Annotated in this window: 11 protein-coding genes; 9 read left to right on the top strand and 2 right to left on the bottom strand. The window is 68.7% G+C overall.

Annotation, left to right across the window (positions count from 1 at the left end; translation table 11 throughout):
• Window positions 1-45: 45 nt before the first annotated feature.
• Both IE140_RS07310 and IE140_RS07315 read left to right on the top strand, forming a co-directional pair.
• Complete coding sequence (locus IE140_RS07310) at window positions 46-1,665, top strand: MFS transporter (protein ID WP_032761919.1); 1,620 nt, start codon at window positions 46-48, stop codon at window positions 1,663-1,665.
• Window positions 1,666-1,916: 251 nt separating this feature from the next.
• On the top strand, window positions 1,917-2,321 hold the full coding sequence (locus IE140_RS07315) for a peptidase inhibitor family I36 protein (RefSeq protein ID WP_150196536.1): 405 nt from the start codon (window positions 1,917-1,919) through the stop codon (window positions 2,319-2,321).
• Between the two features lie 63 nt (window positions 2,322-2,384).
• On the opposite strand, the gene aceE is transcribed toward IE140_RS07315, so the two are convergent.
• A complete protein-coding gene (aceE, locus tag IE140_RS07320) occupies window positions 2,385-5,117 on the bottom strand; it encodes a pyruvate dehydrogenase (acetyl-transferring), homodimeric type (RefSeq protein ID WP_088574308.1) in 2,733 nt (910 codons plus the stop codon).
• A gap of 501 nt (window positions 5,118-5,618) precedes the next feature.
• Between aceE and IE140_RS07325 the strand changes: the two genes are divergently transcribed.
• From IE140_RS07325 to IE140_RS07350, 6 genes are all read left to right on the top strand, one after another.
• Window positions 5,619-6,056 carry a DUF3052 domain-containing protein gene (locus tag IE140_RS07325; protein ID WP_010070596.1) on the top strand — a complete coding sequence of 146 codons (438 nt, stop codon included), beginning with the start codon at window positions 5,619-5,621 and terminating at the stop codon, window positions 6,054-6,056.
• Between the two features lie 158 nt (window positions 6,057-6,214).
• Window positions 6,215-6,673, top strand: coding sequence for a peroxiredoxin (locus IE140_RS07330; protein ID WP_006124187.1), 459 nt, complete (start codon window positions 6,215-6,217; stop codon window positions 6,671-6,673).
• Window positions 6,674-6,811: 138 nt separating this feature from the next.
• Entirely contained in the window at window positions 6,812-7,387 is a 576-nt protein-coding gene (locus IE140_RS07335; RefSeq protein ID WP_032761916.1) for a TerD family protein, read from the top strand.
• Between the two features lie 130 nt (window positions 7,388-7,517).
• The gene (locus IE140_RS07340) at window positions 7,518-8,093 is read left to right on the top strand and encodes a TerD family protein (protein WP_010057499.1); all 576 of its coding nucleotides are present in this window, start codon (window positions 7,518-7,520) and stop codon (window positions 8,091-8,093) included.
• Between the two features lie 69 nt (window positions 8,094-8,162).
• Complete coding sequence (locus tag IE140_RS07345; RefSeq protein ID WP_032776073.1) at window positions 8,163-9,314, top strand: DUF475 domain-containing protein; 1,152 nt, start codon at window positions 8,163-8,165, stop codon at window positions 9,312-9,314.
• A 179-nt stretch (window positions 9,315-9,493) separates the two neighbouring features.
• Window positions 9,494-10,228 carry a TerD family protein gene (locus IE140_RS07350; protein ID WP_032776075.1) on the top strand — a complete coding sequence of 245 codons (735 nt, stop codon included), beginning with the start codon at window positions 9,494-9,496 and terminating at the stop codon, window positions 10,226-10,228.
• A 37-nt stretch (window positions 10,229-10,265) separates the two neighbouring features.
• On the opposite strand, the gene IE140_RS07355 is transcribed toward IE140_RS07350, so the two are convergent.
• On the bottom strand, window positions 10,266-11,168 hold the full coding sequence (locus IE140_RS07355) for a TerD family protein (RefSeq protein ID WP_093443633.1): 903 nt from the start codon (window positions 11,166-11,168) through the stop codon (window positions 10,266-10,268).
• Between the two features lie 221 nt (window positions 11,169-11,389).
• Between IE140_RS07355 and IE140_RS07360 the strand changes: the two genes are divergently transcribed.
• The gene (locus tag IE140_RS07360; protein WP_150196535.1) at window positions 11,390-12,607 is read left to right on the top strand and encodes an HpcH/HpaI aldolase/citrate lyase family protein; all 1,218 of its coding nucleotides are present in this window, start codon (window positions 11,390-11,392) and stop codon (window positions 12,605-12,607) included.

Below are 12,607 nucleotides of genomic sequence, written 5' to 3' on the forward strand. Positions count from 1 at the left end.
TGAATTGGTTTGTCAACTGTCAGAGGCTGTCACTAGTCTCCCCGTATGACTAGTCAGACCACCGTCGAGAAGGCGCCGCGGGAGCCCGAAGACAACGCAGGACCCGCCCCGGTCAAGGGGCTTCGCGGCCACCCCTGGCTGACCCTCTTCGCCGTCGCCATCGGCGTGATGATGGTCGCCCTCGACGGCACCATCGTCGCCATCGCGAACCCCGCCATCCAGAAGGACCTCGGCGCCACGCTCGCCGACGTCCAGTGGATCACCAACGGCTATCTGCTCGCCCTCGCCGTCGCCCTGATCACCGCGGGCAAGCTGGGCGACCGCTTCGGCCACCGGCAGACCTTCCTCATCGGCATCGCCGGCTTCGCCGCCTCGTCCGCCGCCATCGGCTTCTCCAAGGAGATCGGCCTCGTCGTTCTCTTCCGCGTGCTCCAGGGCCTCTTCGGCGCCCTGCTGATGCCGGCCGCGCTCGGCCTGCTGCGGGCCACCTTCCCCGCCGAGAAGCTGAACATGGCGATCGGCATCTGGGGCATGGTCATCGGTGCCTCCACCGCGGGCGGCCCGATCGTCGGCGGTCTGCTCGTCGAGCACGTCAGCTGGCAGTCGGTCTTCTTCATCAACGTGCCGGTCGGCATCGTGGCGCTCGTCTTCGGCCTGGTGATCCTCAAGGACCACCGCGCCGCCAACGCTCCGCGCTCCTTCGACATCCTCGGCATCGTGCTGCTCTCGGGCGCGATGTTCGCCCTCATCTGGGGCATCATCAAGGCCGGTGAGTCCTGGGGCTGGGGCGACGGGCGGACCTGGGCGTGGCTCGCCTCCGCCGTCGCGCTCTTCGTCATCTTCGGCCTCTGGGAGACCAGGGTCCGCGAGCCGCTCGTCCCGCTGGGGATGTTCCGTTCCATCCCGTTGACGGCCGGTGTCGTGCTCATGACGCTGATGGCCTTCGCCTTCATGGGCGGCCTCTTCTTCGTGACGTTCTTCCTCCAGGGCGTCCACGGCCTCAGCCCGGTCGACAGCGGTCTGCGCCTGCTGCCGCTGACCGCCATGATGATCGTCGCCTCGCCGGTCGCCGGCCTGCTGATCACCAAGTTCGGCCCGCGCGTCCCGCTGGTCGGCGGCATGGTCTGCACGGCCACCGCGATGTTCGGCATGACCACGCTCACCGACTCCACGGGCACCTTCGCGATGTCCCTCTGGTTCGCCCTGCTGGGCTGCGGGCTCGCCCCGGTCATGGTCGGCGCCACCGAGGTCATCGTCGGCAACGCGCCCATGGAGCTGTCCGGCGTGGCCGGAGGTCTCCAGCAGGCCGCCATGCAGGTCGGCGGCGCGCTCGGCACCGCCGTCCTCGGCGCGGTCATGTCCGCCAAGGTCAGTGCCGACTTCGCGGACAACTGGGCGGGCGCGGGCCTGCCCGGCGCGCCCGACCCGAAGCTGGAGGAGGCCGCCGAGTTCGGCATGGTCCCGGTCGACGCCCTCTCCAAGGCTCCCGGCATGACGCCGGACATCGTCGAGAGCATCGGCGGGGTCATCCACGACACCTTCATGTCCGGCATGGGCCTGGCCTTCACCGTCGCGGGCATCGTGGCGGTCGTCGCCGCCTTCGTCGCCACCCTCACCAAGCGCGGTGAGAACGCCGAGGCGGGCGCCGGGGTCGGTCACATCTGACGCGCCCCGCACGACGGCCACGACGACACGGATCGTCAACACAGCGCAGGTCACAGCCCCGCCGAATCCTTTCGGCGGGGCTGTCGCCTATCAGGGTGGAGCACCCCGGCCCCTCTTCCGTACCGCTCGCCCGGTGACTCAGAGTGAGCGACGGAAGCACAGCACCGACCAACCACGGGGGTTGATCCACCATGCGCACGAACCTGACGCGTACGAACCTGACGCGCACGAGCCCCACGCGCACGAATCCCATGCGTACGAACCTGACGCGTACGGCCGTTCTCGCGGCCGCCCTGGCCGTCTCCGCACTTGTTCCCCAGGCCCTGGCCCACGACCGGGCGGCCGCCGCACCCGAGCGGTCCCCAAGCGTCGCTCTCGGCACCTGTGAGGCGGGCAGGCTCTGCCTCTGGAAGAAGCCCGACTTCACCGGGGCCCGCCACACCTTCGAGCTCTCCGACACCGACATCGAGAGCTGCGTCCCCCTCCCGAAGGGCGGCGACGCCCAGTCCCTCGCCAACCGCACCGGGCGGCCCGTCACCACCTACCAGTCCGCCGAGTGCGCGGAGACGGGGGAGTTCGAGACGTACCCGGGCGGGGGCACCTGGACGCCCCGGTCCCCGTACCAGGTACGCGCCTTCAAGATCTGGGAGAACTGAGCCCGGACGCGCGGGAGGGGCGGCGGCGCTCCAGCGCCACCGCCCCTCCCGGCCGTTTCCCGCCTACGCGTCGCCGCCCGCCGCGCCCGGATCGGCCGCGGCCACGTCCAGGAGCTCGTAGCGGTCGACGGCCTTCTTCAGGGCCGACCGGTCGACCTTGCCCTCCTTGGCCAGCTCGGTCAGCACCGCCAGCACGATCGACTGCGCGTCGATGTGGAAGAACCGGCGGGCCGCACCCCGGGTGTCCGCGAAGCCGAAGCCGTCCGCGCCCAGCGACTGGTACGCGCCCGGCACCCAGCGCGCGATCTGGTCCGGCACCGAACGCATCCAGTCCGAGACCGCCACGAACGGACCCTGGGCCCCTTCGAGCTTCTTCGTCACGTACGGGACGCGCTGCTCCTCCTCCGGGTGCAGGAGGTTGTGGCGCTCCACGTCCACCGCGTCGCGGCGCAGCTCGTTCCAGGAGGTCGCCGACCAGACGTCCGCCTTGACGTTCCACTCGTCCGCGAGGATCTTCTGCGCCTCCAGGGCCCAGGGGACCGCCACACCCGACGCCATGATCTGGGCCGGGATCTCGCCCTTCTCGCCGGTGGAGAAGCGGTGGATGCCCTTGAGGATGCCCTCGACGTCCACGTTCTCGGGCTCGGCCGGGTGCTGGATCGGCTCGTTGTAGACGGTGAGGTAGTAGAAGACGTCCTCGTTCGCCTCGCCGTACATCCGGCGGAGCCCGTCCTGCATGATGTGCGCGATCTCGAACCCGTACGCCGGGTCGTACGCGACGCAGCCCGGGTTCGTCGAGGCGAGCAGCTGCGAGTGGCCGTCCGCGTGCTGGAGGCCCTCACCGGTCAGGGTCGTGCGCCCGGCGGTCGCGCCCAGCACGAAGCCGCGCGAGAGCTGGTCGGCCATCTGCCAGAACTGGTCACCGGTCCGCTGGAACCCGAACATCGAGTAGAAGACGTACACCGGGATCAGTGGCTCGCCGTGCGTGGCGTACGCCGAACCGGCCGCGATCAGCGAGGCCGTACAGCCCGCCTCGGAGATGCCGTCGTGCAGCATCTGACCCGTGGGGGACTCCTTGTACGCGAGCAGCAGCTCCCGGTCGACCGCCTCGTACTGCTGGCCCAGCGGGTTGTAGATCTTCGCACTCGGGAAGAACGCGTCCATGCCGAAGGTGCGGTACTCGTCGGGGGCGATCAGCACGAACCGCTTGCCGATCTCCTTGTCCCGCATGAGGTCCTTCAGGATGCGGACGAACGCCATGGTCGTGGCGATCGACTGCGAACCCGAACCCTTCTTCGCTGCCGCGTACGTCTTGTCCGCGGGCTGCGGCAGCGGCTTCGCCCGGACCACCCGGGTCGGGACGTAACCGCCCAGACCCTGCCGGCGGTCGTGCATGTACTGGATCTCCTCCGAGTCGCGGCCCGGGTGGTAGTAGGGCGGGTAGCCCTCGTCCAGCTGCTTGTCCGTGATCGGGATGTGCAGGCGGTCCCGGAAGCGCTTGAGGTCCTCGACCGTGAGCTTCTTCATCTGGTGGGTCGCGTTGCGGCCCTCGAAGTTCGGCCCCAGCGTCCAGCCCTTGACCGTCTGCGCCAGGATGACCGTCGGTTGGCCCTTGTGCGCCTTGGCCGCCGCGTAGGCCGCGTAGACCTTGCGGTGGTCGTGGCCGCCGCGGCCCAGGTGCAGGATCTGCTGGTCGGTCATGTCCTTGACCATGTCCCGCAGCCGCGGGTCGTCGCCGAAGAAGTGCTCGCGGATGTACGCGCCGGTCTCCGTGGCGTACGTCTGGAACTGGCCGTCCGGCGTGGTGTTCAGCTTGTTGACCAGGATGCCCGTGCGGTCCTGCGCCAGCAGCGGGTCCCAGGAGCGGTCCCAGACCAGCTTGATGACGTTCCAGCCGGCGCCCCGGAACTGCGACTCCAGCTCCTGGATGATCTTGCCGTTGCCGCGCACCGGGCCGTCGAGCCGCTGGAGGTTGCAGTTGACGACGAAGGTCAGGTTGTCCAGGCCCTCACGGGCCGCGATGGACAGCTGGCCCAGCGACTCCGGCTCGTCCATCTCGCCGTCGCCCAGATAGGCCCAGACGTGCGACTTGGAGGTGTCGGCGATGCCGCGCGCCTCCATGTAGCGGTTCATCCGCGCCTGGTAGATCGCGCCGAGCGGGCCGAGGCCCATGGAGACGGTCGGGAACTCCCAGAAGTCCGGCATCAGCCGCGGGTGCGGATAGCTGGACAGACCGTTCGGGGCCTTCGACTTCTCCTGGCGGAACGCGTCGAGCTGCGCCTCGCTCAGCCGGTCCAGCAGGAACGCGCGGGCGTAGATCCCCGGGGACGCGTGCCCCTGGAAGAAGATCTGGTCGCCGCCGTCACCCTGGTCCTTGCCCCGGAAGAAGTGGTTGAAGCCCACGTCGTACAGCGAGGCGGAGGAGGCGAAGGTGGCGATGTGGCCGCCGACGCCGATCCCGGGACGCTGGGCCCGCGAGACCATCACGGCGGCGTTCCAGCGGGTCGCGTTGAGGACCTTGCGCTCGATCTCCTCGTCGCCGGGGAAGAACGGCTCGTCCTTCGTGGCGATCGTGTTCACGTAGTCCGTGCTGCGCATCTCCGGCACGGCGACGCGCTTCTCGCGCGCGCGCTCGATGAGCCGGAGCATCAGATAGCGGGCCCGTTCACGGCCGCGCTCGTCGACGGCGGCGTCGAGGGAGTCCAGCCATTCCTTGGTCTCCTCGGGATCGAAATCCGGGACCTGGCTGGGAAGGCCGCCAATGATGATCGGGTTGCGATCGGATCCGGAAGCCACACTGTTCCTTCGCTGTTCGGTGGTGCTCGGGGCTGTTGCGGGGAACGCGCCCCCCGAACAGCTCTGCCAACTCTGTGCGCGCCGCCTCCATCGTGCTACCGCGACGCCCCGAACGTCATCTCTACCGAGGGGTAACCCCAGGGTTCGGAAAACTCGTCCGCGGGGCAGGCGTGTGGGCGGTGCACGGCTGGGTACGGGCAAACCGCAACCTTACGCCCAAGGCGTCCAAGTGTTCCCAAAGGCTGTTCGACTCCTATTGGCGGAGCGAAACCGCATAAGCTGAGGAAGGACGTAAACGGACGGAGTGACCGGGGCAGGCCCCGGGAAGCCGCCGGAGAGACATGCCGGAACTTGCGGCGACGTGGCAGGGAACGTCACCGTATAGGCGGTCTCGCACGCTGGGTACTTGCGCGATTCGCCGGGCCCGTGTGGACTACGGCCTACGCCCCGCGCACGCGCGTGGCTGCAGCATTTTCCGAAGACATGATCAGGAGGCAACCCGTGAGCGCGACCGCGGACCACGCGGAGGAGCGGACCAACCCGGCAGCACGCCTGGGGTTCGAGCCCGGACAAGTGGTCCAGGAGATCGGCTACGACGACGACGTCGAGCTGGAGCTCCGTGAGGGCATTGAGGCCACTACCGGCCAGGAACTCGTCGACGAGGACTACGACGACGTCGCAGACGTCGTTCTGCTCTGGTTCCGCGACGAGGACGGCGACCTTACGGACGCGCTGGTGGATGCCATTGGTCTGATCGAGGACGGCGGGATGGTCTGGCTGATGACGCCGAAGACCGGCCGTGACGGATACGTCGAACCGAGCGACATCAATGAGGCCGCCCAGACGGCCGGGCTCGCCCAGACCAAGAGCATCAGCGCGGGCAAGGACTGGACGGGCAGCCGTCTGGCCACCCCCAAGGGGGCCAAGGCCAAGCGCTGAACCGCTCTTCGCACCACCTCGAGGCCCTCACGGGCGCATCCGCACCCGTGAGGGCCTTCGTACGTCCGCGAGCGGTCTGCGTAGGGTGGGAGTCACCCGGACGGACCCGGCCCGGGTCCCCGGGGTAAGCGGAGAAGCGGCGAAGGGATGCGTGTTCCATGACGATCGAGGTCGGCAGCCAGGCCCCGGACTTCCAGCTCAAGGACAACCACGGCCGGACCGTGCGGCTGTCGGAGTTCCGCGGTGAGAAGAACGTGGTGCTGGTGTTCTACCCGTTCGCCTTCACCGGCGTCTGCACCGGCGAGCTGTGCGCGCTCCGCGACGAGCTGCCCCGCTTCGAGAACGAGGGCACCCAGCTCCTCGCCGTCTCCAACGACTCCATCCACACCCTGCGCGTCTTCGCCGAGCAGGAGGGTCTGGAGTACCCGCTGCTGTCCGACTTCTGGCCGCACGGGGAGACCTCGCGGGCGTACGGCGTCTTCGACGAGGACAAGGGCTGCGCGGTGCGCGGCACCTTCGTCATCGACAAGGAGGGCGTCGTCCGCTGGAGTGTCGTCAACGGCCTCCCGGACGCCCGTGACCTGAACGACTACGTCAAGGCACTCGAAGCGCTCTGAGACGATCTCCCGGCGACGCCCGGTCAAAAGCCTGTTTTGGCCGGGAACCGGTCACTAGGATCCAATCGTTGATCCGATGCCAACGAACGACGGGGACGCTGGTGTCTGCCGGCCCCTGAGAAAACTACTGGAGGACTCGTGGGAGTCAGCCTCAGCAAGGGCGGCAACGTCTCGCTGACCAAGGCCGCGCCCAACCTGACCGCGGTCATCGTCGGTCTGGGCTGGGACGCCCGCACCACCACCGGGGGTGACTTCGACCTCGACGCCAGCGCGCTGCTGACGAACCCCGAGGGCAAGGTCGCCGCCGACGGCAATTTCGTCTTCTTCAACAACCTGAAGAGCCCGGACGGCTCCGTCGAGCACACCGGTGACAACACCACCGGTGAGGGCGAGGGCGACGACGAGGTCATCAAGGTGAACCTCGCCGGTGTCCCGGCCGACGTCGACAAGATCGTCTTCCCGGTCTCGATCTACGAGGCCGAGGCCCGGCAGCAGAGCTTCGGCCAGGTCCGCAACGCGTACATCCGCGTGGTCAACCAGGCCGACAACACCGAGCTCGCCCGCTACGACCTGAGCGAGGACGCCTCGACGGAGACCGCGATGGTCTTCGGCGAGCTCTACCGCAACGGCGCCGAGTGGAAGTTCCGCGCCATCGGCCAGGGCTACGCCTCCGGCCTGCGCGGCATCGCCCAGGACTTCGGCGTCAACGTCTGACGTTCTGGCGCCAGGGGGGCGTCCGGCCGGTCCTGACCCGCCGGACGCCCCCGACCGGGCGCTTTCGACGCCCGACCCCGGGCGTCGAAAGCGCCCGGCAGCGTTTTTTCACGACTCGGGGAGGACACACATGGGCGTCACGCTCGCCAAGGGAGGCAATGTCTCCCTCTCCAAGGTCGCACCCAACCTCACCCAGGTGCTGGTCGGGCTCGGCTGGGACGCACGCTCCACCACGGGCGCCGCTTTCGACCTCGACGCCAGCGCGCTGCTGTGTCAGTCGGGCCGGGTGCTCGGTGACGAATGGTTCGTCTTCTACAACAACCTCACGAGCCCGGACGGCTCCGTCGAGCACACCGGCGACAACCTCACCGGCGAGGGCGACGGCGACGACGAGTCCGTCATCGTCCGCCTCGACCAGGTCCCGGCCCACTGCGACAAGATCGTCTTTCCGGTCTCGATCCATGACGCGGACAACCGGGGCCAGGCGTTCGGCCAGGTCAGCAACGCCTTCATCCGCGTGGTCAACCAGGCCGACGGCCAGGAGCTGGCCCGCTACGACCTGAGCGAGGACGCCTCGACGGAAACCGCGATGATCTTCGGCGAGCTCTACCGGTACAACGGCGAGTGGAAATTCCGTGCAGTCGGCCAGGGGTACGCGTCCGGCCTGCGGGGCATCGCTCTAGACTTCGGCGTCAACGTTTCATAACGCCGCGCACGGCGCGGGGGGCCCCGACACACCGGGGGAGACCCTTTTAACAACACGATGGGGTAGCCAGTGGTACTGAAAACCTTCGGCTGGTCGTTCGCGGTTACCGCGCTCGGCCTGGTCGCAGCGATTTTCTACGGGGGGTGGCAGGCTTTCGGCATCGTCGCGATCCTGTCCGTCCTGGAGATCTCGCTGTCCTTCGACAACGCGGTGATCAACGCCGGAATCCTGAAGAAGATGAATGCCTTCTGGCAGAAAATCTTCCTCACCATCGGCATCCTCATCGCCGTCTTCGGTATGCGACTGGTGTTCCCCGTCGTGATCGTGGCCGTGAGCGCCAAGCTCGGACCGATCGAGGCCATCGACCTGTCCTTCAACGACCCGGACAGGTACAAGGAACTGGTGACGGACGCCCATCCGTCGATCGCCGCCTTCGGTGGCATGTTCCTGCTGATGATCTTCCTCGACTTCATCTTCGACGAGGACCGGGACATCCACTGGCTGCGCTGGATCGAGCGTCCGCTCGCCAAGCTCGGCAAGGTCGACATGCTGTCGGTCTGCGTCGCCCTGATCATCCTGATGATCACCGCCATGACCTTCGCGACCCAGGCCCACCAGCACGGCGGCGGCCACGTGGACAAGTCGGCGACGGTCATGCTCTCCGGTATCGCCGGTCTCATCACCTACCTGATCGTCGGCGGGCTCTCCGGATTCTTCGAGGGCAAGCTCGAAGAGGAGGAGGAGCGTGAGCACGAGGCCGAGGAAGAGGCCAAGAAGAAGGGCAAGCCCGTCACCGGGGTCGCCCTCGCCGGAAAGGCCGCGTTCTTCCTCTTCCTCTACCTGGAAGTCCTGGACGCCTCGTTCTCCTTCGACGGCGTCATCGGCGCCTTCGCCATCACCAACGAGATCGTGCTGATGGCCCTCGGCCTCGGTATCGGCGCCATGTACGTCCGTTCGCTCACCGTCTACCTGGTGCGCGAGGGCACGCTCGACGACTACGTCTACCTGGAGCACGGCGCGCACTACGCGATCGGCGCCCTCTCGATCATCCTGCTGATCACCATCCAGCACGAGATCAACGAGCTCATCACCGGCTCGGTCGGCGTGATCCTGATCGCCCTCTCCTTCTGGTCCTCGGTCAAGCGCAACCGCGCGCTCGCCGCGGAATCCGGCGGGGGCGACGGGTCGGGCACCAAGGCGGAAGTGTCCTCCGGGGTGTGACCCGGTAAGGATTGAGGAACGCTCTCTGCGGGGCGGCCCACACGGCGACGGCTCTCCGGGAACTCCCGGACCCGGCCCGGTGGCCGCCCCGCAGTGATGTCCGGGGTGCGCGAACAGCGACGCGAACACGCAACGCGAACAGTCAGCGCGAACAGCGACGCGAACAGGTGGGGGTAGGGATGGGATTCTTCGACGGCCTGTGGCCGGGGCGCGCGGCACAGTTCGACTCGGGCAACGCGCCGTCGAGCGCCGTCGTGCTGTCCAAACGGAACGCCACGATCTCGCTGAACAAACAGGGCGCCCTCTCCGGCAACCTCCGGGTCAACCTCTCCTGGCGGATGCGGACCTCCGACATCGAGGGCCGCTCCCGCCAGAGCGGCAGGCTGCGACGCCCCCTCCAGCTCTTCAAGCCCGAGGTGGTCCAGGCGCACACCCAGGGCGTCGTCAACGTCGACCTGGACCTCGGCTGCATGTACGAGCTGATGGACGGCACCAAGGGGGTCGTGCAGCCCCTGGGCAGCCTGATCGGCGACCTCAACGGCCCGCCCTACGTCCGGCTCAGCGGCGACGACCGGTTCGGCGCGCCCTCGGGCGAGACGGTCTACGTCAACCTCGACCAGCGCGACAAGATCAAGCGGCTGCTGTTCTTCGTCTACATCTACGACCGGACTCCGGCGTTCGACCGTACGCACGCCAAGATCACGCTCTACCCGGGCCACGGCCCGCGGATCGAGATCGAGCTGGACGAACGCGCGCCGCAGGCCCGCTCCTGCGCGGTGTTCACCGTGGAGAACATCAAGGACGAGCTGATCGTGCGCCGCGAGGTGAAGTTCGTGTACGGATTCCAGTCCGAGCTGGACCGGCTGTACGGCTACGGCATGCAATGGGGGCGCGGCTACAAGTCCCGGACCTGATCCGGAGCCGCTTCCGGGGCACGGCTCAGGGCGCGACTCAGGACCGGACGAACTGCGGACCTTGCGGAGGCAGCACGAAATGGGGGTCGGGCGCGTGCGCGGCGGCTGCCGCGGGCTGCGGATAGCCGTAGGCGGGCGGCGCGGCGGCGGGCTGCGGATAGCCGTACGCCGGCTGCTGGGCCCCGGCGGCGGCAGCGGCCGGGGCGACCGGAGGCGGATAGCCGTAGGAGGGCTGCTGATGCTGCACCGTGGCCTGGGAGTCGGGCCCGGTTCCGGTGACGGCGGCCGGGACGGGTCCCGGCGGCGTGCTCGGAGGCGGTGGCACGGCGGCCGGGAGAGACCCCGCGGCGGCCGGCTCCTGCGCCCCGCCGGACGCCCGGCCCTCGTCCGCCGCTTCCGACTCGTCCACCGAGATCCCGAAGGCGGTGGCCAGGCCGATCAGGCCGGTGGGATAGCCCTGGCCGACCGCCCGGAACTTCCAGCCCTCGCCGCGGCGGTACAGCTCGCCGCAGATGATCGCCGTCTCTGCCCCGGTCTCCGGCCGCACATCGAACACCGCCAGCGGCTCGCCGTCGGCGAACGCGGCGTCGAACAGGAGTATCCGCAGGTCCGGGACCTGTTCGAAGGCTGCTCCGTCGGAGGAGGCCGCGATGACGACCTGGTCCACCGAGGCGTCGAGCGCCCCGAGGTCCGCCTCGACCGTGTCCGTCAGCCCTTCCGGAACGCTGCGCTTCGGCAGCCGCCGCACCAGGCCCGAGGGGTGCCGGGGCTGGTTGTAGAAGACGAAGTCCTCGTCCGACCTCACCCGCCCGGACGCACCGAGCAGCAGGGCGGAGGCGTCCACGTCGGGAACCCCGGCGCCCGGGGTCCAGCGCAGCACGGCCCGGACGGCCGCGGCATCGACAGGGACGTTCGAGCCCTTCAGCATCGTGTGCGTCATGACGGTCATCCTGCCTGCTGGGGGCCCGTGCGGACAACGCGGGGGGCGGCACGGACATGCCCGGCCGCGGTACGGGCCGAGCGGGACGGTACCGCGAGAGGGGGCCGGACAAGGGGCGGGTAACCGGAAATTCATGTACATGGGGAACTGTTGACACCCGTCCGTACGTACTATTACCGGCCATGCGTTGTTCGGCCGGTCAGGCAGTTCGGGGGAAAAGGATGCGTCACTTCGGGCACATATCGCCCACTGCCCGCGAGGGCCTGTTCCACAAGGAGCCCTGCACCTTCACCGCGGAGTCACCGGCGCGGATGCTCTCCGTCGCGCTGGGGGCCACGCTCTACTCCCCGGCCACCCGTCCGTCGCTCGCCGACGACGTGCTGAAGCAGGCCGCGCGCGGTGTCGTCTCCATGGTGCTCTGCCTGGAGGACTCGATCGACGACGCCGAGGTGACCGAAGCCGAAGCCAACCTGATCAGGCAGTTCGCCGCGCTGGCCGCCCGGGACGCGGCGTCCGGGCCCACTGCGGGCAGCGCGGGCGACGCCCAGGGCGCGGCCGGCGCGGACGTCCCGCTCCTCTTCATCCGCGTACGGGAACCGGCCCAGATCACCGACCTGGTGCGGCGCCTCGGCGACTCGGTCCGGATGTTGTCCGGTTTCGTACTTCCCAAGTTCACCGAGGAGCGTGGCAGATACTTCCTGGAAGCGCTCGCCGAGGCCGAGACGGCATGCGGCCGACGGCTCTTCGCCATGCCCGTCCTCGAATCCCCCGAGCTGCTCCATCTGGAGACGCGCGGCGACATCCTCCGGGGCATCGCCCGCAGCGTCGACAAGTACCGGGACCGGGTGCTCGCCCTGCGGCTCGGCGTCACCGACTTCTGCTCGGCCTACGGACTGCGCCGCGCCCCCGACATGACGGCGTACGACGTCCATATCGTCGCCTCCGTGATCGCCGACGTGGTCAACGTGCTCGGCCGGGCCGACGGCAGCGGCTTCACGATCACCGGCCCGGTCTGGGAGTACTTCCGCCGCCAGGAACGCATGTTCAAGCCCCAGCTGCGCCGCAGCCCCTTCCTGGAGGGCCGGGCCGAGGAGCTGCGTACGGCCCTCATCGAGCACGACATGGACGGACTGCTCCGGGAGATCGAACTCGACCGGGCCAACGGCCTGCTCGGCAAGACCTGCATCCACCCGTCGCACGTGGCGCCCGTCCACGCACTGTCCGTGGTCAGCCACGAGGAGTTCACCGACGCCCAGGACATCCTGAGCCCCGAGCGCGGGGGCGGCGGGGTGCTGCGCTCGGCCTACACGAACAAGATGAACGAAGTGAAGCCCCACCGGGCCTGGGCCGAGCGCACGCTCCAGCGGGCCGAGGTCTTCGGGGTGGCGAGGGAAGATGTCGGCTTCGTGGACCTGCTGGCCGCCGGCCTGACGAACTGA

Source organism: Streptomyces parvus, assembly GCF_014648875.1.
Classification (GTDB): Bacteria; Actinomycetota; Actinomycetes; order Streptomycetales; family Streptomycetaceae; genus Streptomyces; species Streptomyces parvus.